A 23,884-nucleotide genomic window follows, 5' to 3' on the forward strand; every position below is an offset into this window, starting at 1 on the left:
CGATCAGGCTTGTGGGGTTTTGCGAAAGCCCACGGCCAGACGGTTCCAGCTGTTGATGGTGCTGATCGCCACGGTCAGGTCGACCATTTCTTTTGGCGAGAACTGGGCAGCGACGGCTTCGTAATCTTCGTCCGGAGCGTGGGTCAGGCTCAGTTGGGTCAGGGACTCGGTCCACAGCAGCGCGGCGCGTTCGCGGTCGGTGAAGAATGGCGCTTCACGCCAGGCCGTCACGGCGAACAGGCGACGTGGAGTTTCGCCGCCCTTGATCGCGTCTGCGGTGTGCATGTCGATGCAGAACGCGCAGCCGTTGATTTGCGAGGCGCGCAGTTTCACCAGTTCGATCAGGGTCTTTTCCAGCGGCAGTTTCGAGACGGCGGTTTCCAGGGCGATCATCGCTTTCAGGGCATCTGGGGAAGCGGTGTAGAAATCGGCACGAGGTTTCATGGTGGTTCTCCGGGGCGAGTGAATGTGTGGCTACGTTAGTCCCGGGGCGGGGCCAAACAAATAGCCAATCTCCCGGAAGACGGGTAGGCCACTCCTTTCTGGCGCCAGAAAAGAAAGTGCAACAGGGCAATTGCCAGCGCTCGTTCCGCGCCACTAGAATGCGATCCATTCTTAATTGCACTCTAATTGCAGCCAGGCATCGGATGCCCGCAACGAGTATCTGCCGCCCATGTCGCCTTTTGATCCGCCATTGAATCAGCAAGTCCAGACGCTCTACAGCGAACACCACGGGTGGCTGCAGGGCTGGCTGCAGCGCAAGCTGGGCAATCGCTGCGATGCGGCCGACCTTGCACACGATACGTTTTTACGCCTGCTCAGCCGTCAGGTGGTCAAACCGCTGGGCAACGAACCCCGGGCGCTGCTGACGCACATTGCCAAAGGTCTGGTGATCGACCGCTGGCGGCGTCAGGACATCGAGCGCGCCTACCTGGAAACCATCGCCAGCCTGCCCGTCGCCGAGGTGCCGTCGCCGGAAACCCGCTACCTGATTCTCGAAACCCTTTGGCGCATCGAAGCCCTGCTGCGTGAGTTGCCGGCGCAGACCCGCGACACCTTCCTGCTGTCGCAGATCGAAGGCCTGACCTACGCGCAGATCGCCACACGCCTGAATGTTTCGCTGATTACCGTCAAACGCCACATGCGCGCCGCGTTCATTGCCTGCCTGAGTGTCGCCTGATGAGTTCGTCGATGATCAATCCGCAGATTCTCGGTGAAGCCGCCGACTGGCTGGTGCAGCTGCATTCGGGAACCGCTTCGCCGTCCGATCATCAGGCCATCGCCCAATGGCGCAGCCGCAGCGCCGAACACGCCATCGCCTGGCAACGGGCCGAAGCCCTGCTCGGTGATTTGCGCAGCGTGCCGGCCAATGTAGCGATGCAGACCCTGCAACGGGCTTCGCGCAAGGAAGGCCTCAGTCGTCGCCAGACCCTCACCCGCCTCGGCCTGCTGTTGATGGCCGGGCCGTTGGGCATCGCCTCGCAACATGTGCCGTGGCAGCAATGGACTGCCGACCAGCGCACCGCCGTCGGCGAGCAAAAGAACCTGCAATTGCCGGACGGCACCCAATTGCTGCTCAACACCGACAGCGCCGTGAACATCGCTTATAGCCCGGTCGAGCGCCGAGTCTTGTTACTCAACGGCGAAGTGCTGATCAACACCGCCAACGATGCTGCCGCCCGCCCGTTCATTGTCGAAACCCCACAAGGCCTCGCCCGCGCGCTCGGCACGCGGTTCTGCGTGCGCACCGAGGGTTCGCGCAGCCTGGTGTCGGTGCTGGAAGGGCAGGTGCAAATCACCCCGGAATTGCTCAAGCAAAACGCGATCATCAAGGCCGGCGAACGCCAGCGCTTCAAGCTGAACGGCTTCGACAGCGCCGAAACCTTCGACACCGCCAGCCTGGCCTGGGACAAGGGCATGCTGCTGGCCAGCAACATGCGTCTGGACGAATTGCTCGGCGAACTGAGTCGCTATCGTCGCGGCGTCTTGCGCTGTCATCCGGATGTCGCGGCGATGCGTGTGTCCGGCGCGTTTTCCCTGCGCGACACCGACGCCAGCCTGCGTCTGCTCAGCGACACCCTGCCGCTGAACATCAACAGCCTGACCCGCTATTGGCTGTCGGTGGAGCCTCGCGTCTGAGCCTTCGGAAAAAACTTTCAATGTTCACTGATACCTTTTCGCGCCTCGTCCGGTGAGTGGATAGACCTTTCAATTCCACGCGCCCGACAGGATCGCCGAATGACCGCATTGCCCACGCCCCGCCCCGCTACTTTTCCGTTCAAGGCCCTGAGCCTGGCCCTGGCTTTCGGCGCACTGTTGCCGACTGTCGGCCACGCAGCCGACAGCGTCAGCGAAAGTGCGAGCCAGACCGTCAACATCGGCCCGGGCCTGCTCAGCCACGTGCTGGCGCAATTTGCCGTGAGCGTCGGCGTGCCGCTGTCGTTCGACCCGGCACAACTCGGTAATCGCCAGAGCCCGGGCCTGCAAGGCAATTACACCGCGCAAAGCGGTTTCGCCCGGCTGCTGGACGGCAGCGGTTTCGAACTGATCAGCACCGGCAACAATGGTTACACCGTGGCGCCGAAAGTTGCGGCGGACGGTGCGCTGGAACTTGGCGCCACCACCGTCAGCGCCCTGCACGACAGCAGCGATGACACCTACGGCGGCGAACAGGTCGCCCGTCGCGCGCAGGTCGGCATGCTCGGCAATCAGGCAGTCAACGACCTGCCCTTCAGCGTCACCAGCTACACCGCCAAGACCATGGCCGATCAGCAGGCGCAAACCATCGGCGATGTGTTGCTCAACGATGCCTCGGTGCGCCAGTCCAACGGCTTCGGCAATTTCTCGCAGATGTTCATGATCCGTGGTCTGCCACTAGCCTCCGATGACATTTCCTATAACGGCCTGTACGGCGTGCTGCCCCGGCAGATCATCGCCACCGAAGCACTGGACCGGGTCGAGCTGTTCAAGGGCCCGAATGCCTTCGTCAACGGTGTCACCCCGAGCGGCAGCGGCATCGGCGGCGGGATCAACCTGCAACCCAAACGCGCCCTGGACACCCCGACCCGCAGCGTCACCCTCGACTACAGCGCCGACGGCCGGGTCGGCACGCATCTGGACCTCGGCCAGCGCTTTGGCGAAGACAACCGCTTCGGCGCCCGGATCAACCTGATGCAGCGCGAAGGCGACACCGCCGTCGATCAAGAAGACCAGCGTTCGTCGCTGTTCAGCGTCGGCCTCGACTACCGCGGCGAGCGCCTGCGAGTCTCGACCGACTTCGGCTATCAGAAGCAGGTGATCAATCAGGGTCGCTCGGTGATCTATGTCGACTCAAGCCTGAGCAAAGCCCCCAAGGTGCCGCACGCCAACGCCAGCTACGCCCAGAGCTGGAGCTACTCGCAGCTCGAAGACACCTTCGGCATGGCCCGCGCCGAATACGACCTGAACGATAACTGGACCGCCTACGTGTCCGGTGGCGCCAAGCACACCCGGGAAAACGGCGTGTACTCGTCGCTGACCGTCACTGACCTCAACGGCAACGCCCGTGGCGGCATGCTCTATCCGCCCCACGACGAGGACAACCAAAGTGCAATGGCCGGCCTCAACGGCCATTTCGACACCGGCCCCGTCAGCCATCAGTTGAACCTCGGCTGGGCGGGCATCTGGGGCGAGCAACGCTCGGCGTTCGAAACCATCGGCAACGCCTCGCGCTACCCCACCAATCTGTACAACGTCACCGACAAGCCGCGCCCGCCGGCCACCTCGTTCGCCGGTGACATCAATGATCCGCGCGTCGTCGGCAAGAACACCCTGCGCAGCGAAGCGATTTCCGACACCCTCGGCTTTCTCGACGACCGCGTGCTGCTGACCCTCGGTCTGCGCCGCCAGCAAATGAAGGTCGATGGCTGGGCCACGGCCACCGGGGCCCGCACTTCGAGTTACGACGAATCGATCACCACTCCGGTCTACGGTCTGGTGATCAAGCCCTGGGAACACGTGTCGTTTTACGCCAACCGCATCGAAGGCCTGGCCAAGGGCCCGACGCCGCCGACCAGCGCGATCAACCGCGACGAAACCTTCGCCCCGGTGCGCAGCAAGCAGGTCGAGGCCGGCGTACGGCTGGACATGGGCAGCTATGGCGCCAGCCTCGGCGTCTACCGCATCGAGCAACCATCGAGCTACACCCAGGACGGGATCTTCCGGGTCGACGGCCAACAGACCAACAAGGGCGTGGAACTCAACGTCTACGGTGAACCTGTCGACGGCCTGCGCCTGCTCAGCGGCGCGACCGTGATGAAGACCGAACTCGACGGCAGCAGCAACGGCGTCAACGACGGCAACCGCGCCATTGGCGTGCCACGCTTCCAGTTCAACATCGGCGCCGACTGGGATGTTCCGGGACTCGAAGGCGCAGCCCTCAGCGCCCGCATGTTGCGCACCGGCGGCCAGTACCTGAACGCGGCCAACACCCAAAGCATCCCGTCGTGGAACCGATTCGATCTCGGCTCGCGCTACGCCTTCAAACTCGATGAAAAGCAGATCACCCTGCGCGCCAATCTGGAAAACGTCGCCAACGAAGCCTATTGGGCCTCGGCCAATGGCGGCTACCTGACCCAGGGCGCACCGCGCACGTTGAAGGTTTCGGCCACCGTGGATTTCTGAGTACCACTGGTCACCCGGTCGGCACCAAGCAAGGCGCGCTTCAGACCAATATCAGGTAAATCCCCTTTCTGGAGACGTACCATGAAGACGCGCACATTGACCTCGATGCTGCTGGCCGGTTTGTTGGCCACAGCCTCCGCCACCAGTTTTGCCGCCAATGACGGTGCCAACACGTCGGGCACCCAGTCCGGCGCCAACGGCGGGACGAGCATGCCGCCGGACAACACCACTAAACGACCTAACGACGGCCCATCCGACGGGATGAAAACAGGAACCGGAACCAACGGCAGCGCCAGCGGCTCAGGTTCGGGCGCGGGTGGTGGAACGGGCGCAGCGGGTGGCGGAACGGGTGGTTCCGGAGCCGGTACCGGCGGCTGAACGAACAAGAGCAGGCCATGGTGAGCGCATCATGGCCTGTGTCTGAACCCTTTTCCGTCAGCGATCCGAACGCATCAACTCGCCAACGCCGCCGTCCATGGACAACACCGCCGCGCGATTGCGGCCCGCGTTCTTGGCCTGATAGAGCGCGGCATCGGCACGCTGGATGAACAGCTCCGGGCTGTCGTTGCCCAGCGGAATGAACGAATAACAGCCCAGGCTCACGGTGAGGTAACCGGTGGGCGAGCCGCTGTGGGTGATGTGTTTGTCCATGACGCTGCGGCGGATCTGCCCGGCAATCGCCAGCGCGCCATTGATGTCGGTGTCCGGCAACAGCACCGCGAACTCTTCGCCACCGTAGCGCACCGCCAGATCGGGCTTGCGCTGGCAACAGTTCTTCACCACTTGGGCAACCTGGGTCAGGCAATGGTCGCCGGCCACATGGCCGTAGGCATCGTTGTAGCGCTTGAAGAAATCGATATCGAGCATGATCAGGCTGACCGGGCTCGATTGCCGGGCGCCCCGGGCGAACTCAATCTCCAGCGACTGCTCGAACAGGCGCCGGTTGGCCAGTCCGGTCAGACTGTCGTGCGTGGCAATCAGCTCCAGCGCCCGCTGGGCCTTGATCAGGTTTTTCTCGATCCGCTCACCGTCGCGCACCTGATGGATGAATACCCAGCCAAACAGCCCCACGCCGAGCATCACCAGCGCCACGATCACGCTGGACTGAAAGGCACGGTCATGCCAGCCCTTGAGAATCGTGTCCCGCGATGAAGAGGCAGACACCACCAGCGGATAACTTTCGAGCTGCCGATAGCCATAAAGGCGCGTGACCCCGTCGACCACCGAATCGATCATTGCCGTACCGGCCGAGGCGTTGGGGAGCAATGTCTGGTAGATCTCGCCCTTGGCCAGCGAGGTGCCGATCAAGGACTCGTCGAACGGCCGGCGCGCAAGCAAGGTGCCGTTGGTCAGGCCGAGGAACATGGTGCCGTTGTCGTCCAGGCTGAAGCTTTTGAAGAACTTGTCGAAGTACGACATCTTGATGCCGGCCATCAGCACGCCCTGAAAATTGCCGGCGTGGTCGTTCACTCGCTTGGAAATCGGGATGATCCACTCGCCGTTTTCGCGACTGCGGATCGCCGGGCCGATGTGCGCCACGGACGACACGTTCTGCTGGTGATATTTGAAATACTCGCGATCCGCCACGCCGTTGCCGCGGGGCAGATCAGGGAATGAGGTAATCACCCACTGCCCTTCGCGATCGAACAGGAACATGCCGTGCAACTGCTCCAGCTGCTGCACCCGGCGTGCGAAGGTTCTCTGCAGGCGCGGTCTCTGCGCCGCGCCATAACCGTCTTCCTGAATCCAGTCGACCAGGCTGGTCATCACCAGATCGGCGGCCAGAAAAGTGTCTTCGGCCTGCTGCGCCATCGCCCGGGTCAGGTTGGCCGAGGCCATCTGCGCATTCGCCAGATCCTGCCGCCGTGACTGTTCGATCTGCAAATACAGCAAACCGGACAGGCACAGACACACGGCAACGATGAACAGCACCGCCGCCTTGCGCAGGGGCAAACGCTTGAGAGTGCCGCCGGGGGCCTGATGCGGATCGTGTATGGGGATAGGCAAAAGCGTGTCCTGGGCAGGTACGACAGGGGCAAAGGCCCGAAACCCTTGTTTTTTGTGAGCGTAGCCCACCGGATAGTACGGGGCAACCAAGTGCCACCGAGACAATCCCGACCCCGTTGATATCGGCGCGCAGTGGAAATGGATGACCTGCGAGGCGATTTATTTTTCAGGCCACACGCCTCAAGCCGGCTCAGGGCTTGTTGACTTCGCGCAGCAGGTCTGCGACCGGGAGGTTCATGGTGTTTGAGTAGTAGGGTTTGTAGCCGTAAGCGGTGACGACGACTTTGCAGGGGATTTGTTGTTTGCCGGAGAGGAGTTGGTTGATTTCTGCCACTGACAAGTATCTTTCCGAGCTTCGGTCGCTAGAGGTCTCGGAAATGAAAGCATGGGTCAGATAAGAGTATCCCGCTGGGGCTCCGTCTCTTTTATCGGGCGATATCAGGCCAAACGCTGAAAACCGAATCGCTTTACCAACCGAGAAATCCTGATCTTCAGCCAAGGCACAATGAAGCATGCCTGAAGCCATTCCTACCCTTTCTCCCCGGCCAAAAAGATCCAAGACATCAACATTCGACTGATATCTGATTACATATAAAGACCTGTCTCTCTCAACTGAGACATAGCTCAAGTTCGCTGGAGGCCATGCATGGTCTTTTGCACAACCCGAACAGATCACGATAAGCAGGCAAACGAACAATCTAAACATCAGGAAAATTCCTCCATGATCGAGTCAAACAGCAGATCACCAGCAGATTTGTTTCCCGCAATACGTGCGGTAAACAGACCCAAAGCGTTTGCATGATTGGTATCCACATTCACGTTCAGTGACGGGCCACAAGTGATAAGCCATTTCTCGCCAAAGTCGGCGACACCATCTGAAGAGTCTCTTTTGCTGGGCGTAGCCTTGATGTTCACCCAATTGGCCGCAACCGGGTCAGGACGATCAAAATAAATATCTGAGCCCAACCAGACCAAAGCGCCCTCTCCCACAGGATCAAGGGTAACCAGCATCTGAACCCGGTATCCCCATTCAGACATGATCTTTGTCAGGTGCGCGCCATTCCAGCCACCGAGGCTGTGACCAACGATATATACGGGGCAGCTCTTGTAAGGGATCAGGCCCAAAACATACCGCTGAATATCTTTCTTTCCTTTGACTTGGTTGTACCCCAACCAATCCGATTTATATTTCCCCTCCGTTGCCAAATCCTGAACGCGCTCATCGAAGTACTTACGTGCTTCTTGAATGTTTCCATATGGCCCGGAAAAATAGTAACTCTCCTTATCCCCAGCACCTCCCACAAACACAACAACCGCCTTGGTACTCTCCACCGGAACAGCCTTCACACTGACGTCCTTCTTGTCCGTCAGCGTATGTTCCTTGTGCAGCTTGTAATTGTTGCCTTTCTCGCACGTAACCGTTTCCGCACACATGCCTCATTCCTCCAGAAACAGTTTGATGGATTCCGGAAGATGCGAACTGATCGTGTGGGTGAAACCGCCAGCATCGGACACGCCGTGCTCCATCCGACCGTCCGCACGCTGGATCATGTACGGATGATTCGGCATCGGTTCACCGGTGGTGTCGTTCACCAACTGCAATTTGTCGGTGAAGTGCACCGGCATTGGCAACAGGCCGCTGAAGGGTGCGTTCGTCACGGTATCGCCAATAATGACCGTGCCGGATCCACCAATAACCACATTCCCGTGACCACCGGTGCTGTCCAGGGTGGCGGCGTTCAGACCATTGATAAAAACCGTCGAGGAAACGCCACCGGTAATCGGGCTGCCGCACGCCGACTTGTCCGTCATACGCGCAGCGGGCAGCCCGTCGAAATTCACGTTCGGCGAACCACTGACAATCGGGTTGGTGCCATGTCCCGGTAATGGGCAGGCTGTCGGGTCGGTCACTCGGGCAGCGGGTTTTCCGCTCATGAAAAAGCTCCTTGCAGTATCGCGTCATCATCCGTAGGGCGCGCAGCATGAACAAAGTCGCGACGCCGATCAAATCTGCACGCAAAAAAACAGGCGCCTGAAAAGGCGCCTGTTTTTTATGGCCGGTAACCGATTGCGTTACCGCGACGGCGGCACCCGGATATCTCCCGCCCGGCACTGGGTTTTCACACCCTTGCCGCACGCACCGAATTGCAGATCCTTGCCCATGCACACCCGTACTTCCGAGAGCTCCGGGCCGCTGCAAATGACGGCGATGCCGTCGGCCGGGATGCCCGGATTGCTCTTGCGGAACAGGTCGGCGATTTCCTGCGCTTCGAAGTAATAAGAGTTGCTGAACGGTTGCAGCTCTTGCGGGATTGTCACCGCCGCCACAGCTTTGTCCGCTTCGTCGAAGTAGCCCATCGCACCCAGGCCGCTGCAGGTGCCGTGCTTGCTCCATTCGTGGTCGAGGAGTTTTTTCGTCGGGAACAGCGTCATGCCCTTGGCTGTTTCAGCGGCCGAGAGCGTGGTCACTGGCGGGCAGGATTCCGGCCAGCCGCCCTTGGCGTATTGTGGCCACAGACCGTGCAGGACAAAACCGTAGCCCTTGCCGGTGCATTGCGGGTCGTCCTTGTGGGTGAGGCAGAACGTCGGCGACCAGGACAGCGTCAGCAGGTAGTAATCGAACACCCCCGCCACCGACTCCGTCGGCGCCTTGTTGGCGTGTGACTGGCGCGCCGAACTCAGGCCGATGCTACCGACCGTCAGCGCAATCAGCGCCATAATTGTAAAAAGCTTTTTCATGTTCCCGTTCCTTGGGACGCGTGCGTCCGTGGTTTTTGTGGTCTGACCGTCAAATGGTCAGGGGCTGATTGAGTCATGCCAGTGTTGCAAGCGCATGACGCAAGGCAAAGCTGTACTACGTTGAAAGGTCTACGATTAATAAGCAGACACCACAAACAGGGATCCCGAAATGAGTAAAGCAGACGAACTCGCCGCGAAGCTCAAGCAAACCCGGCACACTCACGCGGACGACATCACCTGCGCCGAACTGGAAATCGATTGCTGGCCGGCGGTGGTCTACGACCTGTATCACCGCATCGAAGGCTGGTTGCAACCGGTCACCGAGGTGGGACTGAAGATTCGGCGAAATCCTACCCATGTTTGCGAAAGTTCACCGGACGGCGAGCCCCACGACTACGCCATCGACCAGTTGATCATCGAAGCCAACCATCACAGCCTGACGTTCGATCCCATTGCGCGATTCACCGAAGACGGTGCCGGGCGTGTGCAAATTGTCCTGCCGGGCAAGGAAACTTCACTGCTGCGCACCGTCGATGAACATGGCGAGAGTCACTGGTGGTTGCAGACCATCGAGACCGGTCAACAACTGGATGCGATTGCGCTGACGGAAAACAATCTGCTGCTGGTGGTCCAGGAAGGACTTGGATTGTAGGTTGAACCTGACGCAACTGTAATCCGCGCCTCAGCCAACTGAAAGCTGCCGCTGGTTAGCCTCCCCGTCATTGGTCAAACGGGGACTTCCAGCGCATGCTTTCCAACACCTCAAGACGCACCTTCGTCAAAGGCCTGGCCGCCGGCGGTCTGCTCGGCGGCCTCGGCCTGTGGCGCTCGCCGGTGTGGGCACTCAACAGTTCCGGTCAACTCAACGAACTGACCGGCACCGACTTCGAGCTGTTCATCGGCGAAACCCCGGTCAACTTCACCGGCCAGTCGCGTACCGCGATGACCATCAATGGCGGTGTCCCCGGCCCTTTGCTGCGCTGGCGCGAAGGCGACACCGTAACCCTGCGGGTGCGCAACCGACTCAAGGCCGACACCTCGATCCACTGGCACGGCATCCTGCTGCCAGCCAACATGGACGGCGTGCCGGGCCTGAGCTTCAAGGGCATCGAGCCGGGTGGCGTGTACGTCTATCAATTCAAGGTTCGCCAGCACGGCACCTACTGGTATCACAGCCATTCCGGGTTGCAGGAGCAGGCCGGCGTCTACGGGCCGCTGGTGATCGACGCCCGGGAGCCGGAGCCGTTCCAGTACGACCGCGAGCACGTGGTGATGCTCAGCGACTGGACCGACGAAGACCCGGCCAGCCTGATGAAAACCCTGAAAAAACAGTCCGACTACTACAACTACCACAAGCGCACCGTCGGCGATTTCATCCAGGACGTCGGCGAAAAAGGCTGGGGCGCCACCGTCGCCGATCGCACGATGTGGGCGCAGATGAAGATGAATCCCACCGACATCGCCGATGTCAGCGGCGCCACGTACACCTTCCTGATGAACGGCCACGCGCCTGACTCCAACTGGACGGGGCTGTTCCGCCCCGGTGAAAAGCTGCGTCTGCGGCTGATCAACGGCTCGGCCATGACTTACTTCGACGTGCACATCCCGGGGTTGAAAATGACCGTGGTCGCCGCCGACGGCCTGCATGTCAAACCGGTGACCGTAGATGAGCTGCGCATCGCCGTGGCCGAAACCTATGACGTGATCGTCGAGCCCGCCACCGACGCCTATACCCTGTTCGCCCAGGCCATGGACCGCACCGGCTACGCCCGCGGCACCCTCGCCACCCGCGCCGGTTTGTCGGCCCCGGTGCCGGCGCTGGACCCGCGCCCGCTGGTGACCATGGACGACATGGGCATGGGCGGCATGGATCATGGTTCGATGGACATGAGCGACATGAGCGCCGTGGACCACGCCAGCATGAACATGGGCCCGATGCAGTCGCACCCCGACAGCGAAAAGGACAATCCACTGGTGGACATGCAAGCCATGACCACCGCCGCGAAACTCGACGACCCCGGCCTCGGCCTGCGCAACAACGGGCGCCGCGTGCTGACCTACGCCGACCTGCGCAGCACCTTCGAAGACCCCGACGGCCGCGACCCGGGTCGCACCATCGAACTGCACCTGACCGGCCACATGGAGAAATTCGCCTGGTCGTTCAACGGCATCAAGTTCTCCGACGCCGAGCCACTGCGCCTGAAATACGGCGAGCGTATTCGCCTGGTGCTGGTCAACGACACGATGATGACCCACCCCATTCACCTGCACGGCATGTGGAGCGATCTGGAAGACGAAAACGGCGACTTCCAGGTGCGCAAACACACCATCGACATGCCCCCCGGTACGCGCCGCAGCTATCGCGTGACTGCCGATGCGCTGGGCCGTTGGGCCTTTCACTGTCACCTGCTTTATCACATGGAAATGGGCATGTTCCGTGAAGTGCGGGTGGAAGAATGAGGACGCCGACCATGACTCGATTTGCCGCGTTTTCGTTGTCACTTCTGTCGCTGTCTTCGGCGTTCGGCGCCAGCGACATGCAGGGCATGGACCACAGCCAGATGGGCGATCTGCAAAGCATGGACGACGGCATGATGCAGCCCGCCGCGCCGACCGAAAGCCGCACGCCGATCCCGAAGTTGACCGACGCCGACCGCGCCGCCGTGTTCACCAGTCATGGCGGCCACCAGGTGCACGACAGCGTCATCAACACTTACTTCCTCGCCGACAAACTCGAATGGCAGAACGGCGACGACGCCAGCACCCTGGCCTGGGATGTGTCCGGCTGGATCGGCGGCGACATCGATCGCCTGTGGCTGCGCTCCGAAGGCGAACGCAGCAACGGCAAGACCGAAGACGCGGAAATCCAGGCGCTCTGGGGCCACGCGATTTCGCCATGGTGGGACGTGGTCAGCGGCGTGCGCCAGGACTTCAAACCCGGCGCCCCGCAAACCTGGGCGGCGTTCGGTCTGCAAGGCATGGCACTGTACAACTTCGAAGCCGAAGCCACGGCGTTCCTCGGCGAAAACGGCCAGAGCGCGGTACGGCTGGAGGGTGACTACGACATCCTGCTCACCAACCGGCTAATCCTGCAGCCCACCGCCGAACTCAACGTCTACGGCAAAAACGATCCGCAACGCGGGATCGGCTCAGGCCTTTCGAACACCGAAGCCGGCTTGCGTCTGCGCTATGAAATCCGCCGCGAATTCGCGCCGTACATCGGCGTGACCTGGAACCGCACCTACGGCAACACCGCCGATTACGCACGGGAAGAAGGCGAGGATCGCAGCGAAGTACGACTCGTCCTTGGCGTGCGGATGTGGTTCTGAATCCTTTCAAAAAACAACCCAGAGGTCTTGCATGCACACATTGAAAATTTCCCTCGCTCTCGCCAGCGGTTTGCTCCTGAGCACCCTGGCCCAGGCCCACCCGAAACTGCTGTCATCGACCCCGGCCGAAGGCGCGGACGGCGCGCCGCCGGAGAAAATCGAACTGCACTTTTCCGAGAACCTGATGACCCAGTTCTCCGGCGCCAAACTGGTGATGACCGAAATGCCCGGCATGGCTCACTCGCCGATGCCGATGAAGGCCAAGGTCAGCGCCGGCAGCGACCCGAAAACCATGTTCATCACCCCGCTCGCGCCCTTGCCGGCCGGCACCTACAAGGTCGAATGGCGCGCGGTGTCGTCGGACACCCATCCGATCACCGGCAACGTCACGTTCAAAGTGAAGTGACCGATGGCCGACCTGATCAACATCCTGCTGCGGATGGCGTTGTACGTGGATTTGCTGCTGTTGTTCGGGGTGGCGTTGTTCGGGTTGTACAACGTTGGCACGACGCTGCGGTTTCGGCCGATGTTGCGCGGGATGGCGTTGATCGGGGCATTGCTGTCAGTGGCGGGACTGGTGCTGATGACCCGCGCCATGAGTGGCGAAACGCAATTCGCGGCGCTGTGGCCGCATCTGCAAATGATGCTGTTCGAAACCGATGTCGGCGTGGCGTGGGCGGTGCGGATGTTTGCACTGATCGTCGTGATGATCTGGCCGGGGTTGTGGCTGGCGTCGATAGCCGGCGCACTCGCCCTCGCCTCTCTGGCCTGGAGCGGGCACGGCGCGATGGATGGCGCGTGGCACCTGCTCAGCGACATCCTGCACCTGCTCGCGGCGGGTGCGTGGATGGGCGCCATGTTGGCGTTGATCTTGATGTCGCGGCTCGACGCTCTGTTCAGCGAAGCGCAGGTTCGTTCGCTGGCCGATGCCGTCAAACGTTTCGAAGGCGTGGGCGCGGCGATTGTGCTCATCCTCTCGGTGACCGGCGTGGCGAACTACCTGTTCATCGTCGGCCCGACACTGGGCGAAGTCCTGCTCGGCACCTACGGGATTCTGCTGGCGATCAAGGTTGTGCTGTTCGCCGGCATGCTGGTTTTAGCGGCACTGAACCGCTTTCACCTCGGCCCGTCGCTGGAGCAATCGTTGCGCGACGGCCAGCATCAAGTGGCAGCCAATGCGCTACGACGCAGCGTTGCCGTGGAGCTCGGGATTGCGCTGTTGGTCGTGGCGCTGGTGGCGTGGCTGGGAACGCTCGGGCCGGACGCGGGATGACACCCGGTAAACCCTTTCACTACACTGGCCCGCACTCCCACTGCACAAGCCCGATCTCCATGACAATTCAAAAAAGCACGATGATCTTTTGCAGCCTGCTGGCCATGGCGAACGCCGCCCATGCACAAGAGCCAGCCTCGCACCTGGACACCATTCAGCAACAAGGCCAGCTGCGCGTCTGCACCACCGGCGACTACAAGCCCTACACCTTCAAACGCGAAGACGGCGGTTTCGAAGGCATCGACATCGCCATGGCGCAATCGCTGGCCGACAGCCTCGGCGTGAAGATCGAGTGGGTGCAGACCACCTGGAAAACCCTGATGCCGGACATGCAGGCCGGCAAATGCGACATCGGCATGGGCGGGATTTCGGTGACCCTGGAGCGACAGAAAAAGGCCTACTTCAGCAACACCCTCGACGTCGACGGCAAGATCCCGCTGGTGCGTTGCGCCGACCAGTCCAAGTACCAGACCATCGACCAGATCAACCAGCCGAATGTGCGTCTGGTCGAACCTGCCGGCGGCACCAACGAAGCCTTCGTCCACGCCTTCCTGCCCAGGGCGCAACTGGCCCTGCACGACAACGTGACGATCTTCCAGCAACTGCTGGACAACAAGGCCGACGTGATGATCACCGACGCTTCCGAAGCGCGGTATCAGCAGAAACAGAAACCCGGTTTGTGCGCGGTCAACCCGGAGCAGTTCATGCAGTACGGGGAAAAGGCTTACCTGCTGCCCCGTGATGACATGAGCTGGAAGCTGTATGTCGATCAGTGGTTGCACTTGAGCAAAGTGACCGGGAAGTATCAGAAGGTCATTGGCGAGTGGCTGGCAGGGCCGCAGTGAGTCTTTCAGGACGAACCACGTAAAACGCACAAGGGCGCCTCCATAGGCGCCCTTTTTTATGAGCAAAACACTGACACAGTTCAATAAGCCCTTGAAACATTTGGTGTTTATTTCGCGATTGCTCTGGAAAAAACGATACCCCCAAATCCCCCCTCTCCCGCGCGCCTGCCCGGGAACACAACCTGAAACATCAACGATAGACCCCGCGGGCTCAGCTCAGGTGCCCGCGAGACAAGGAAAGCACCATGCAGTTCGTCCCCCTCACCGAAGCCAACCCCGCCATCCAGGCCCACGTCCGCACACTTCGAAACCAGGATGACGTGCGCAAATACATGTACACCTCCCACGAAATCAGCGACCAGGAACATGCAAACTGGCTGACGTCCCTCAAAGGCAATTCGCGCCAGCAAGTGTTTGTCGTGCTCAAGGAAGAGCGCGCGGTTGGCGTTGTTTCACTCAATGCAATCAACACCGTACAGAAGACGGCTGATTGGGCGTTTTACCTCGACGTTCAACTACAAGGCAAAGGCCTGGGCAGCGTGGTCGAGTTCTGGATGCTGGATTACGCATTTGCCGAAGCGGGGCTGGAAAAGCTCAATTGCGAAGTGCTGGCGAGCAATCCGGCGGTGGTGAAAATGCATCAGAAGTTCGGATTTGAGCTGGAGGGCGTCAGACGACAGAACATCCTCAAGGACGGCGAACGTATTGATGTGGTGCTGCTGGGGATTACCAGGGATGAGTGGCTGGCCAAGCGACCGGCATTGCAGAAAGTTGTCGAGCGCATCGGCGCGATCTAGGCCATACGAAAAAGGGCGCCCGCGATGGGCGCCCTTTTCTATTCAGTCGTCATGCAACATGCCGGAGCTGTACTGGTTGAGACTGGCACCAATACCGGTGCCGCCGAACTTCAGCGTATTGGCGCTGGCGCGCCCTTCCGGCGACTGGCAATCCGAAGAAAAACAACTGGTAGTGGTCAACCCACCGGAGCCCGAACAGGCACTCAATACCGAGACAGCTGCAGCGATCAACAGCACTTTGACGACATTGGCACGCATGGTGGGGCTCCCCTTGGATGAAACGATCTTATCGCTGCATCCTAGGCGCCCCCGCGCGCCGACAACATGAAACTTTCGCCATCGACAGCGCGGGTTCAGGCAGAGCGGTGATTACTCGTTCAGATCCTTGACCAGATAAGTGCCAACAATCTGCGAAACACCGGTCAACGCCTCACGGACCAGCTCCGGCTCGGTGCGATAACGCAGCGGCTCGTAACCGTAGGTGTTGGCGCCGTTGAACGCGGTAATCGGCTCATTGCGCTGCCAGATCAACTCTTCACCGCGCTTCAACGAACCGTTCACCACAATCGTCGGATACACCACGCTGCTGAAACCCTGAGTCAGCGCAAAACCCCAATTGACCACGGTCAACTTGATCTCCGCATCCGCCGGCTCATTCTCGGCAACCACCTTGAAACGACCGGTCGCCGCCAGTTGATCCTCGAACCCCTTCTTCACCAACTTGCCCAGGTCGATATCGGCTGTCGCCATGTTGTACTGAATCGCCTCGACCGTGGACATCGACGCCAGATCCCCGGCCTTCAACCCCGCCGCAAACCCGGCCCCGCTGAGCGCCGCCGTACCCAGTTTACCGGCATGGGACGCCATCCCGACACCCGCGCCGACACCGGCACCGATTGCAGCGCCCCAGGCCTGCTCGCGGCCCATGTAGGTCATTTCCTTGTTGCTCCACGTCACCGGGAGAATCTTCACGGTGTGGATCTGCGTGCGGTATTCGGGTTTGAACTTCTGATTGGCACAGCCTGCGAGAAACAGGACGGCAAACATCACGACAACTAGTTTTTTCATGGACAACTCAAAAACGCGGAATGGAATGCGTAAGTTGTCGTCCATGTTGAGGAAATCTGAAGAAACACTGCCCTCCCGTGGCGGCATTCGCCACGGAAGGTGTTTGCACTTACGACTTCGGCTCGACGTGATCCAGCGCCTGATTCACCGCCAGCCCCGCGACCATCACCACCTGCGCGATGCCCAGTGCCGTTTTGCGGTGACCGGGTTCCAGAATCGCGGCGAAGTTGCTGAGCATTTCACTGGCGGAATCGAGGGACTCGCTGGCGTTGGCCAACAGGGATTCGCTGGTGTAGGCAGGGTTGGCCAGGAACATGGGGTCGTGCTGGGTGTGACTGCCCATGATGCGTTGTTGCGGGGTGAGGTAATGGTCGAGGGCGCGTTCGGCGGCTTCGTTGAGTTTTTTGGAATCTGGGAATTGATAAGGTGAAACCGGATCGGTTTCGGGTGGGTTGGGTGTTGGTTTGAACATAGTGAAACTCCCGACAGATAAAGGTTAGGAGCCATCACCTTCGCTACCAAACGAAAGGCGGAGGCCATACGCAGGTTGGTAGACCGGCCGTCAGGAACCCCGGCGCATCCGAAGATGCCCTGCGCATGACCACCATAAAACGAAAGCACTGAAAGCCTCCGCAAGACAGTAGTCTTGTGCTTCTGACGGAATCCGGGCTACCAAACCCGATCACTGGTTTTCAGTGACCCAGGAACGATAAAACCCGCGCCCTAGACGCACAAGCCGGCGGATTCTGTCTTAGGTGTAGGGGGTGGCGCAAGGATGTGTAGGGTTTGGATGACTACGACAAAACTCTTTTAAACGAGCAGTTTTTTGTTTAAAACAAACTCTGGGGATTTGTGGCTAGCAAATCGCTATCTTGGCAGCGGAACTCCGGTCGGGCCGATGATTGATTGGGCGTAGTCCCTCGTCTTCACCCCGGCCAGCCTGGCCATGTCCTCAAAGACACAATGCTTTGTAGCAATTTCTAAGCATTCAGCAGCTACCGCCCACAAAGGGCACTACCGGTACTATGCTTTCCTTTTTCGAAAGGAGTCGATGCTATGGCTGACGAGTATTCGTTATCGGATGTGCTGGAAAGGATCTACCAGAATCAGCTCGATCTGGAAGCTGATGGAGCTGACGCTTCATGTTGAACAGCAAGGTTTCACCGAAGTCGGAGACAACGTTCGCGGGGCCTTGTGGGTGATTGGAGAGAACGCTGGACACACTAAACAGAGCCTGGCAAAGCTCCGGAGCAAAAACCTCTGAAAGACCACACTCCGATTGTGCTGGAGTATTTCGGAAATTGAGTCCCAACTCCCCGTGCGCGCAGGGTTTCACCATCCATTCCGGCGCATGCATAAATGCATTATTGGCATTGAATGCCATTATTGGCGTACGGTTTGCCCCATTTTTGCCCCCCCAACACCGCCCTCCTCTAATTCACGGTCACACCAGGTAATCCAAGCAATGAAAACAATGGGGACAGATTTATTTATTGTCCCCTTTCAGTCCTACATTGACAGCGATCAGTTGGATGCCGGCTTGCCGCGTGAATCATTCCTCCTGCCGCGGCGAGCCAGAAAACCGATGATCGCCGTATACACCGCACCCGCAACCAGACCGATGACGAGATAGACGATCAGCCCCGGCCAGAATCCGCGAGGTGACAGTTCCGCGCCTTTCAGAAGGGCTTGCGGCTTCGCCAAAAAAACTGGTGCGACAGACAGCAGCCAGACAAAGAAACTACTCATCACGCCGCCGATCAGGTAGCGCAGGCGCGTGGTGAGAAAACGCTCCACCAGCCAGAGCATTGGCCAACTGACCAGCATGCTGATAAGCCCGCCGATGAGGAACAGCATGAAGAACATCGAGACGATACTCAGCAGACCACTCGACTGACTGATAGTCGCAATGACGGCGACGGTGCCCAATGCCAGCCCTCCCGACAACGGGATGGCAACAATCGCCCCCCAGCCACGTGTTGCACGGTCCTGATTTGAGGCAGGGATTTTTTCTATGGCGCCGAGGGCCAGGGTATACAGCCCGCCCAATGCGACACCGCCGACAAACGATATCAACAGCGTTTGCCAGAGCGGTCCCCGGTAGGAAAGGCTGACCATCAGGCTTTGAATCAACCCGCTCAGCACATGCCGCAACCGAGACTCTGGGCAACGGCGGTCGCCCAGGAGCAGAAAGGGAATGCCCAACACGGCAGAGAGGATGCAGCCAAAAAGAAAGCCGGAGAACAGCACTGCATCGCTGAAGCCGTAGACCATCACTTTCACGGCGGCATAGACGACGCCTCCGCAAAGCGGTATGACGAACAGTCGGAGCTCGTTATGGAGCCTCTTTTCAAGCGTGTTGCCGGGCATTGAGGTCGTCCTGACAGGGAAGTATTTCGAGCAGGCTATTCGAATCGATCACTGGGCTTGTCGCAAGCAGTGAAGGTGTTTTTCCATAAAACAGAAATGGGGACTCATCTATCAGCCCCCTTTTTCAAGCTGCTGCACTTGTCAGAAAACCTCTCAGATGCCTCCCAAGCCCCACCCCGCCATTCCTGATAAACTCCCCCACCTCCCAGCCACACCGATTCCGTACCCCCAATGCCCCCAATCACCGCCACACCCGCCCCACTCTCCCGCCGTTTCTCCGTCGCGCCGATGATGGATTGGACTGACCGTCACTGCCGGTTCTTCCTACGCCTATTGTCGAAAAACGCCCTGCTCTACACCGAAATGGTCACCACCGGCGCTCTGCTTAACGGCGATCACGAACGTTTCCTCCGTCATAACGAAGCCGAGCACTCGCTAGCGTTGCAGTTGGGCGGTAGTGTCCCGCTGGACCTCGCCGCTTGCGCGCGTATGGCGCAGGAGCACGGTTATGACGAGGTGAATCTGAACGTTGGCTGCCCGAGTGATCGGGTGCAGAACAATATGATCGGTGCGTGCCTGATGGGGCATCCGCAGTTGGTGGCGGATTGTGTGAAGGCGATGCGTGATGCGGTGTCGATTCCGGTGACGGTGAAGCATCGGATCGGGATCAACGGGCGGGACAGTTATGAGGAGCTGTGCGATTTCGTCGGCACGGTGCGGGATGCCGGGTGCACCAGTTTTACGGTGCATGCGCGGATTGCGATTCTGGAAGGGTTGTCGCCGAAGGAGAACCGTGACATTCCGCCGCTGCGTTATGACGTGGCGGCGCGGTTGAAGGCGGATTTTCCGGAGCTGGAGATCATTCTGAACGGCGGGATCAAGACGATGGAGGCCTGCCATGAGCATTTGCAGACCTTTGACGGGGTGATGCTAGGCCGTGAGGCTTATCACAATCCGTATCTGCTGGCCGAGGTGGATCAGCAGTTGTTCGGCAGTTCGGCGCCGGTGATTACGCGGGCCGAGGCGTTGGCGCAACTACGGCCTTATATTGCCGAGCATCTGGCGACTGGCGGGGCGATGCATCACATCACGCGCCATGTGCTGGGCCTGGGCACCGGTTTCCCGGGGGCGCGCAAGTTTCGGCAGTTGTTGTCGGTGGATATTCACAAGGCCAAGGATCCGTTGGCGTTGCTGGATCAGGCGGCGGAGTTGTTGGCGGGTCGTTGATCGATGCGTTGATTGTGCGGGCAACGAATGAGCGTTGCCCGGTGTTTTGTTGTACTGACAGGATGTCTTTTGGTTATGCCCGCGTTCAGCCGCGTTTTATTCAAGCGTTTCACCCTCCTCGCTTTACTCTCGACTCTCTATGCAAGCGCCTATGCATCCTGTGATTTTTTGAAGGGGTGCGGTGAGGGGGGAGATGGCCCTTTTCAATCTACCCAGATGTCTGGTTTTCTGGTTTTCACGACGACGATGGTCACAGTCGACGGGATGTCGGACATTTCCGGGCTGAAAAAGCGTGTGTATTCGGTAGAGGAAATAGAAGCGGCACGTTATTTCCTCGCCAGCGACGGCATGCTGCAAGCCGCATATTTCACGTCAGCCTTGCAGCGTTTTCGTCGGGAATCACCTGATACAGAGTTAAGCGACCTCGCCATCGCCACTCTGATCAGCAGTCAGTGATCAGGCAGTCGCTTCCGTCCAGTTCACCCAGCCAAACACCCACGTCGCCAGGATCAGCAAACCAAACGCGATCCGGTACCAGGCGAACGCGGCGTAGCTGTGGTTCGCAATGAACTTGAGCAGACCGCGTACGGCGATCATCGCGAACACGAATGCGGTGACGAAGCCCAGGGCGAAGACCGGCAGGTCGCCTGCCTGGAACAGGTCGCGGTATTTGTAGCCGGAGTACACCGCCGCGCCGACCATGGTCGGCATTGCCAGGAAGAATGAGAACTCCGTGGCGGCTTTACGCGACAGGCCGAACAGCAGGCCGCCGATGATGGTGGAGCCGGAGCGCGAGGTGCCGGGAATCATCGCCAGGCACTGTACGAAACCGATCTTCAGCGCGTCGGACCAGGCCATGTCGTCGACGTGCTCGACACTCACCACATGATTTCGTTTTTCGGCCCACAACATCACGATACCGCCCACCACCAGTGCGACCGCCACGGTGATCGGGTTAAACAGGTAATGATGAATGGCATCGGCGAATAACACGCCCAGAATTACGGCCGGAAAGAATGCGATCAGCAGATTAAGGGTGAAGCGCTGTGCATTGCGCTGGGTCGGCAGGCCTTTGACGATTTCGAAGATCTTCGGGCGAAACTCCCAGACGACGGCAAGAATGGCGCCCAGTTGAATAATGATGTTGAACGCCATCGCGCGTTCGCCACCGAAGTCGAGCAAGTCGGCAACGATAATCTGGTGGCCCGTACTGGAGATGGGCAAGAACTCGGTGAGACCTTCTACCGCACCTAAAACCAATACCTTGAACAAGGTCAGTAAATCCATTAATCCTCCGTCAGAACGCTCTTCAAGAGCGCCCGGTCAACTGCATTCAGGCATTGAGTATCTGCAATTAAACAATTGGCAGATCTACAGTCATTGCCCGATTTGGTGACGGAGAATATGTCTTATCAAAAGACACACTCAAGCCATGTTAATAATCGTCTGTCTGTGAACTTGTTCACTTAGTGGAAAAAATAACCTTGCGCCCCTAAAATGTGACCCACCTCACACTCCCCTGATTCTGGCGACGAACCATACTGGCCATAGGACATAAAAACCGGTCGCCATAATTACAAAATAGTGGCACCATTGCACATCGCCACCATCTAACGACGTTCGTTTCGTTAGTTCAGCACCCCGAGAAAATCAACTAAAAGCTTGAAAAGCTTAATTATTGTTAAAAAACTCGGGAGCCACGTCTAAAAATCGCGCGAATGTTACCAATTGTCAGTCACAGATGAGAACCGGTGCTTTAACATCCCGATGTCAGCACTTTTTCGAGTCAAGGCATGATGCTTACAGGGAACTTAGCGACTAGAAGCTCGCACCAGACAAACGACGCGCCAGGTGTTCTTGCCCTGGCGCGTACCCGTGCTGTGGCCGAACACTTCAGAGCGCTAATCGCCAAACATGTGCAGACCGGTCTGGCGCTGGAAGCCGACTCTTTCACTAGTTCATATCAGCCAAACGAATATCACGGCGCCTATCGCGCCATTTTCATCGTCATCGATACTCCGCAAGCACTGGAAGACAATCTGGCGCTGGTGGAGAACCTGCGCACCGAGAACTTGAAGCCGATCATTTGTGCGGTGATTACCGGTCGCGGCGCCCACAACAAGATCAAATACCATCTTGCCGGTGCAGACTTCTGTATCAAGCTCAATACCCTTTCCGATGAGGGCGGCGAGTTGCTGAGTGAGTTCTTCAGCAGTGAAGAATGGCTGCGTGACATTGATCTGATACTGGACCCGACCCGTATCTGCCTCTCCGACACCAGCAAGAAACTGGACATTTCCTTTGCCGAGATGAAGATCCTGGAAGCGTTTTCGCAAACCAGCAATCACATTCTCAGCCATGACGAAATCGCCGGCATCATGGGGCTCAACACGCATTTCTACGACCCTCGCGCGCTGGAAAAATCCATCAGCCGCTTGCGTGGGAAAATCAAGGACGTGTACGGTACGAACGCCATACAGAGCATTCGCGGGTATGGCTACCGTCTGATGAGGGGGTTGATCTCGACCGCCTGAGTCAGGGAAATCACCATTTGCAGCATACGAGGGAACGTCTGATGCAACGCTACAACAATCCACGGTCTCACCGTTTTATTTGCATTATCCATCCAATAAAAAGCTGTCAATTGAATGAGCGCTGCAACACTTAAACATAACAATAAATCATTACTCTAAAAGCAGACCCAGTGGAACTTGTCGCGGGCCATAATCGGGCCCAGACCCTGCCTGTCGATTATTTCCGAGCGCGTTATAACTCGTCTGCCGATTACCTTTTAGCCAAATTTGGTGCGTTATTCAGGAGAGAGACATGGAAACCAGTACAACCCTCCCACGCAAATATTTTGTTGTCGTGACCAATAACTCTGCGTCGCAACGTGAACTCGAGAGCATTCTCTCCAGCGAGCGTTTCAATTCGTTCGGTACGTCCCAGGCACAAATGTTTGTTGAAGGTGTTGCTTCGCCCTCTTCCACTCCCACGCTCATGGAGTTCACTTACCCACGCGGCACAAGGAAAAGCGTCGCTCGCAGTATTGAACACGATACACAGCGCATATTGGCCACCCTCGAATCCGAGTGGCTGGCGGCACAATCGGTAAACTCGTTCCAGAATACGCCGGCAACAGAAGACGCCGGCTTCATTGAAGGCAATGTTCCCTGCACAGAGGCCTGGCATCTGGACAATGACCAGGGCGCACTCGTCAAGGAAGGTGTCGAGATCAGCCTCACCGGCCTCGAAACCGCACTGGTCAGAAAGATGCTGCACCACGAAGAACGCGTTGTCAGTCGCGACGATCTGATCCTCAGCATCGGCCGGGAACCGGAACAATATCGCGGACTGGAAATGTGCCTGAGCCGTCTTCAAGACAAGTTCAAAAGTGCCAGCAATGGTGAACGGCTGTTTCGTGCCGTGCGCAATCGTGGTTATTGCCTGATCCAGGAAGTTGTTGCCTGAGCACAGCCCCCACATCCAGAAATTGAAGCAAGTGCAATAACAAAAATAAAAAAGCACTTTGCTTGTTTGAACCTCCTTTTCAATAGTGCTTCCCTC

General features: G+C 58.8%; 26 protein-coding genes and 1 pseudogene. 16 read left to right on the plus strand and 11 right to left on the minus strand.

Features of this window, described 5'->3' with window-relative positions; all coding sequences use genetic code 11:
- Positions 1 to 3: 3 nt before the first annotated feature.
- A complete protein-coding gene (locus DLD99_RS18995; protein ID WP_085712558.1) occupies positions 4 to 444 on the minus strand; it encodes a carboxymuconolactone decarboxylase family protein in 441 nt (146 codons plus the stop codon).
- 229 nt (positions 445 to 673) lie between these two features.
- Here DLD99_RS18995 and DLD99_RS19000 point away from each other — a divergent pair, with 229 nt between their 5' ends.
- The 4 genes from DLD99_RS19000 (at position 674) to DLD99_RS19015 (ending at position 5,040) form a co-directional block, all read left to right on the plus strand.
- Complete coding sequence (locus tag DLD99_RS19000; protein WP_114884301.1) at positions 674 to 1,180, plus strand: sigma-70 family RNA polymerase sigma factor; 507 nt, start codon at positions 674 to 676, stop codon at positions 1,178 to 1,180.
- On the plus strand, positions 1,180 to 2,139 hold the full coding sequence (locus DLD99_RS19005; protein ID WP_114884303.1) for a FecR domain-containing protein: 960 nt from the start codon (positions 1,180 to 1,182) through the stop codon (positions 2,137 to 2,139). Before DLD99_RS19000 ends, DLD99_RS19005 begins: the two co-directional genes overlap by 1 nt.
- 99 nt (positions 2,140 to 2,238) lie before the next feature.
- Positions 2,239 to 4,662, plus strand: a complete 2,424-nt coding sequence (locus tag DLD99_RS19010) for a TonB-dependent receptor (RefSeq protein ID WP_114884305.1) — start codon at positions 2,239 to 2,241, stop codon at positions 4,660 to 4,662.
- Between the two features lie 81 nt (positions 4,663 to 4,743).
- Positions 4,744 to 5,040 carry a hypothetical protein gene (locus DLD99_RS19015; protein WP_114884307.1) on the plus strand — a complete coding sequence of 99 codons (297 nt, stop codon included), beginning with the start codon at positions 4,744 to 4,746 and terminating at the stop codon, positions 5,038 to 5,040.
- A gap of 57 nt (positions 5,041 to 5,097) precedes the next feature.
- Here the strand turns inward: DLD99_RS19015 and DLD99_RS19020 are convergent, their stop codons facing one another.
- From DLD99_RS19020 to DLD99_RS19040, 5 genes are all read right to left on the minus strand, one after another.
- Positions 5,098 to 6,669, minus strand: coding sequence for a sensor domain-containing diguanylate cyclase (locus DLD99_RS19020; RefSeq protein WP_085712563.1), 1,572 nt, complete (start codon positions 6,667 to 6,669; stop codon positions 5,098 to 5,100).
- A gap of 190 nt (positions 6,670 to 6,859) precedes the next feature.
- On the minus strand, positions 6,860 to 7,375 hold the full coding sequence (locus DLD99_RS19025) for a hypothetical protein (RefSeq protein WP_170931632.1): 516 nt from the start codon (positions 7,373 to 7,375) through the stop codon (positions 6,860 to 6,862).
- Entirely contained in the window at positions 7,375 to 8,103 is a 729-nt protein-coding gene (locus DLD99_RS19030; protein ID WP_085712568.1) for an alpha/beta fold hydrolase, read from the minus strand. Before DLD99_RS19030 ends, DLD99_RS19025 begins: the two co-directional genes overlap by 1 nt.
- A gap of 3 nt (positions 8,104 to 8,106) precedes the next feature.
- On the minus strand, positions 8,107 to 8,604 hold the full coding sequence (locus DLD99_RS19035; protein WP_085712569.1) for a PAAR domain-containing protein: 498 nt from the start codon (positions 8,602 to 8,604) through the stop codon (positions 8,107 to 8,109).
- Between the two features lie 138 nt (positions 8,605 to 8,742).
- Positions 8,743 to 9,408: a ribonuclease T2 gene (locus DLD99_RS19040; protein ID WP_085712570.1), complete on the minus strand. Its 666-nt coding sequence runs from the start codon at positions 9,406 to 9,408 to the stop codon at positions 8,743 to 8,745.
- 169 nt (positions 9,409 to 9,577) lie between these two features.
- Here DLD99_RS19040 and DLD99_RS19045 point away from each other — a divergent pair, with 169 nt between their 5' ends.
- From DLD99_RS19045 to pseH, 7 genes are all read left to right on the plus strand, one after another.
- Positions 9,578 to 10,060 (plus strand): hypothetical protein, encoded by a 483-nt coding sequence (locus DLD99_RS19045; RefSeq protein ID WP_114884309.1) that lies wholly within the window; start codon positions 9,578 to 9,580, stop codon positions 10,058 to 10,060.
- 95 nt (positions 10,061 to 10,155) lie between these two features.
- Positions 10,156 to 11,868, plus strand: coding sequence for a copper resistance system multicopper oxidase (locus DLD99_RS19050; RefSeq protein WP_114884311.1), 1,713 nt, complete (start codon positions 10,156 to 10,158; stop codon positions 11,866 to 11,868).
- A gap of 11 nt (positions 11,869 to 11,879) precedes the next feature.
- Positions 11,880 to 12,737 carry a copper resistance protein B gene (locus DLD99_RS19055; protein ID WP_114884313.1) on the plus strand — a complete coding sequence of 286 codons (858 nt, stop codon included), beginning with the start codon at positions 11,880 to 11,882 and terminating at the stop codon, positions 12,735 to 12,737.
- Positions 12,738 to 12,768: 31 nt separating this feature from the next.
- Positions 12,769 to 13,143 (plus strand): copper homeostasis periplasmic binding protein CopC, encoded by a 375-nt coding sequence (copC, locus tag DLD99_RS19060; RefSeq protein ID WP_114884315.1) that lies wholly within the window; start codon positions 12,769 to 12,771, stop codon positions 13,141 to 13,143.
- A gap of 3 nt (positions 13,144 to 13,146) precedes the next feature.
- Entirely contained in the window at positions 13,147 to 14,010 is an 864-nt protein-coding gene (gene copD / locus DLD99_RS19065) for a copper homeostasis membrane protein CopD (protein ID WP_114884317.1), read from the plus strand.
- A 59-nt stretch (positions 14,011 to 14,069) separates the two neighbouring features.
- Positions 14,070 to 14,855, plus strand: coding sequence for a transporter substrate-binding domain-containing protein (locus tag DLD99_RS19070; RefSeq protein WP_208647497.1), 786 nt, complete (start codon positions 14,070 to 14,072; stop codon positions 14,853 to 14,855).
- A gap of 245 nt (positions 14,856 to 15,100) precedes the next feature.
- Positions 15,101 to 15,652 (plus strand): UDP-4-amino-4,6-dideoxy-N-acetyl-beta-L-altrosamine N-acetyltransferase, encoded by a 552-nt coding sequence (gene pseH, locus DLD99_RS19075; RefSeq protein WP_114884321.1) that lies wholly within the window; start codon positions 15,101 to 15,103, stop codon positions 15,650 to 15,652.
- 42 nt (positions 15,653 to 15,694) lie between these two features.
- On the opposite strand, the gene DLD99_RS19080 is transcribed toward pseH, so the two are convergent.
- The 3 genes from DLD99_RS19080 to DLD99_RS19090 form a co-directional block, all read right to left on the minus strand.
- Positions 15,695 to 15,910: a hypothetical protein gene (locus DLD99_RS19080; RefSeq protein ID WP_096822039.1), complete on the minus strand. Its 216-nt coding sequence runs from the start codon at positions 15,908 to 15,910 to the stop codon at positions 15,695 to 15,697.
- Positions 15,911 to 16,021: 111 nt separating this feature from the next.
- The gene (locus tag DLD99_RS19085) at positions 16,022 to 16,720 is read right to left on the minus strand and encodes a hypothetical protein (RefSeq protein ID WP_114884323.1); all 699 of its coding nucleotides are present in this window, start codon (positions 16,718 to 16,720) and stop codon (positions 16,022 to 16,024) included.
- A 109-nt stretch (positions 16,721 to 16,829) separates the two neighbouring features.
- Complete coding sequence (locus DLD99_RS19090) at positions 16,830 to 17,192, minus strand: DUF6124 family protein (RefSeq protein ID WP_114884324.1); 363 nt, start codon at positions 17,190 to 17,192, stop codon at positions 16,830 to 16,832.
- 584 nt (positions 17,193 to 17,776) lie between these two features.
- Here DLD99_RS19090 and DLD99_RS29445 point away from each other — a divergent pair.
- A pseudogene (locus DLD99_RS29445) lies at positions 17,777 to 17,984 on the plus strand (hypothetical protein).
- A 260-nt stretch (positions 17,985 to 18,244) separates the two neighbouring features.
- On the opposite strand, the gene DLD99_RS19100 reads toward DLD99_RS29445, so the two are convergent.
- Positions 18,245 to 19,090, minus strand: a complete 846-nt coding sequence (locus DLD99_RS19100; RefSeq protein ID WP_114884326.1) for a hypothetical protein — start codon at positions 19,088 to 19,090, stop codon at positions 18,245 to 18,247.
- A gap of 231 nt (positions 19,091 to 19,321) precedes the next feature.
- Here DLD99_RS19100 and dusA point away from each other — a divergent pair, with 231 nt between their 5' ends.
- Both dusA and DLD99_RS19110 read left to right on the plus strand, forming a co-directional pair.
- A complete protein-coding gene (gene dusA, locus DLD99_RS19105; protein ID WP_114884328.1) occupies positions 19,322 to 20,317 on the plus strand; it encodes a tRNA dihydrouridine(20/20a) synthase DusA in 996 nt (331 codons plus the stop codon).
- Between the two features lie 75 nt (positions 20,318 to 20,392).
- Positions 20,393 to 20,773, plus strand: coding sequence for a DUF2388 domain-containing protein (locus DLD99_RS19110; RefSeq protein ID WP_167443781.1), 381 nt, complete (start codon positions 20,393 to 20,395; stop codon positions 20,771 to 20,773).
- Here DLD99_RS19110 and DLD99_RS19115 read toward each other — a convergent pair whose 3' ends face one another.
- Positions 20,774 to 21,604, minus strand: a complete 831-nt coding sequence (locus tag DLD99_RS19115) for an undecaprenyl-diphosphate phosphatase (RefSeq protein WP_114884332.1) — start codon at positions 21,602 to 21,604, stop codon at positions 20,774 to 20,776.
- A gap of 506 nt (positions 21,605 to 22,110) precedes the next feature.
- On the opposite strand from DLD99_RS19115, the gene DLD99_RS19120 reads away from it, so the two are divergent.
- Together DLD99_RS19120 and DLD99_RS19125 are read left to right on the plus strand one after the other, a co-directional pair.
- On the plus strand, positions 22,111 to 22,851 hold the full coding sequence (locus DLD99_RS19120; RefSeq protein WP_085713182.1) for a winged helix-turn-helix domain-containing protein: 741 nt from the start codon (positions 22,111 to 22,113) through the stop codon (positions 22,849 to 22,851).
- 292 nt (positions 22,852 to 23,143) lie between these two features.
- The gene (locus tag DLD99_RS19125; protein WP_114884334.1) at positions 23,144 to 23,788 is read left to right on the plus strand and encodes a winged helix-turn-helix domain-containing protein; all 645 of its coding nucleotides are present in this window, start codon (positions 23,144 to 23,146) and stop codon (positions 23,786 to 23,788) included.
- Positions 23,789 to 23,884 lie beyond the last annotated feature (96 nt).

The organism is Pseudomonas kribbensis (genome assembly GCF_003352185.1).
GTDB lineage: Bacteria > Pseudomonadota > Gammaproteobacteria > Pseudomonadales > Pseudomonadaceae > Aquipseudomonas > Aquipseudomonas kribbensis.

Excerpts from the sequence above, each read along its gene's own strand:
- DLD99_RS19045 (WP_114884309.1), top strand. The coding sequence starts at position 9,578 with ATGAGTAAAGCAGACGAACTCGCCGCGAAGCTCAAGCAAACCCGGCAC.
- copD (WP_114884317.1), top strand. The coding sequence starts at position 13,147 with ATGGCCGACCTGATCAACATCCTGCTGCGGATGGCGTTGTACGTGGAT.
- DLD99_RS18995 (WP_085712558.1), bottom strand. The coding sequence starts at position 444 with ATGAAACCTCGTGCCGATTTCTACACCGCTTCCCCAGATGCCCTGAAA.
- DLD99_RS19115 (WP_114884332.1), bottom strand. The coding sequence starts at position 21,604 with ATGGATTTACTGACCTTGTTCAAGGTATTGGTTTTAGGTGCGGTAGAA.
- DLD99_RS19005 (WP_114884303.1), top strand. The coding sequence starts at position 1,180 with ATGAGTTCGTCGATGATCAATCCGCAGATTCTCGGTGAAGCCGCCGAC.
- DLD99_RS19055 (WP_114884313.1), top strand. The coding sequence starts at position 11,880 with ATGACTCGATTTGCCGCGTTTTCGTTGTCACTTCTGTCGCTGTCTTCG.
- DLD99_RS19100 (WP_114884326.1), bottom strand. The coding sequence starts at position 19,090 with ATGCCCGGCAACACGCTTGAAAAGAGGCTCCATAACGAGCTCCGACTG.
- DLD99_RS19110 (WP_167443781.1), top strand. The coding sequence starts at position 20,393 with ATGCCCGCGTTCAGCCGCGTTTTATTCAAGCGTTTCACCCTCCTCGCT.
- DLD99_RS19015 (WP_114884307.1), top strand. The coding sequence starts at position 4,744 with ATGAAGACGCGCACATTGACCTCGATGCTGCTGGCCGGTTTGTTGGCC.
- DLD99_RS19010 (WP_114884305.1), top strand. The coding sequence starts at position 2,239 with ATGACCGCATTGCCCACGCCCCGCCCCGCTACTTTTCCGTTCAAGGCC.
- DLD99_RS19025 (WP_170931632.1), bottom strand. The coding sequence starts at position 7,375 with ATGTTTAGATTGTTCGTTTGCCTGCTTATCGTGATCTGTTCGGGTTGT.
- dusA (WP_114884328.1), top strand. The coding sequence starts at position 19,322 with ATGCCCCCAATCACCGCCACACCCGCCCCACTCTCCCGCCGTTTCTCC.
- DLD99_RS19000 (WP_114884301.1), top strand. The coding sequence starts at position 674 with ATGTCGCCTTTTGATCCGCCATTGAATCAGCAAGTCCAGACGCTCTAC.
- DLD99_RS19125 (WP_114884334.1), top strand. The coding sequence starts at position 23,144 with ATGGAAACCAGTACAACCCTCCCACGCAAATATTTTGTTGTCGTGACC.
- DLD99_RS19040 (WP_085712570.1), bottom strand. The coding sequence starts at position 9,408 with ATGAAAAAGCTTTTTACAATTATGGCGCTGATTGCGCTGACGGTCGGT.
- DLD99_RS19080 (WP_096822039.1), bottom strand. The coding sequence starts at position 15,910 with ATGCGTGCCAATGTCGTCAAAGTGCTGTTGATCGCTGCAGCTGTCTCG.
- DLD99_RS19070 (WP_208647497.1), top strand. The coding sequence starts at position 14,070 with ATGACAATTCAAAAAAGCACGATGATCTTTTGCAGCCTGCTGGCCATG.
- DLD99_RS19090 (WP_114884324.1), bottom strand. The coding sequence starts at position 17,192 with ATGTTCAAACCAACACCCAACCCACCCGAAACCGATCCGGTTTCACCT.
- DLD99_RS19050 (WP_114884311.1), top strand. The coding sequence starts at position 10,156 with ATGCTTTCCAACACCTCAAGACGCACCTTCGTCAAAGGCCTGGCCGCC.
- pseH (WP_114884321.1), top strand. The coding sequence starts at position 15,101 with ATGCAGTTCGTCCCCCTCACCGAAGCCAACCCCGCCATCCAGGCCCAC.
- DLD99_RS19120 (WP_085713182.1), top strand. The coding sequence starts at position 22,111 with ATGATGCTTACAGGGAACTTAGCGACTAGAAGCTCGCACCAGACAAAC.
- DLD99_RS19030 (WP_085712568.1), bottom strand. The coding sequence starts at position 8,103 with ATGTGTGCGGAAACGGTTACGTGCGAGAAAGGCAACAATTACAAGCTG.
- DLD99_RS19035 (WP_085712569.1), bottom strand. The coding sequence starts at position 8,604 with ATGAGCGGAAAACCCGCTGCCCGAGTGACCGACCCGACAGCCTGCCCA.
- copC (WP_114884315.1), top strand. The coding sequence starts at position 12,769 with ATGCACACATTGAAAATTTCCCTCGCTCTCGCCAGCGGTTTGCTCCTG.
- DLD99_RS19085 (WP_114884323.1), bottom strand. The coding sequence starts at position 16,720 with ATGAAAAAACTAGTTGTCGTGATGTTTGCCGTCCTGTTTCTCGCAGGC.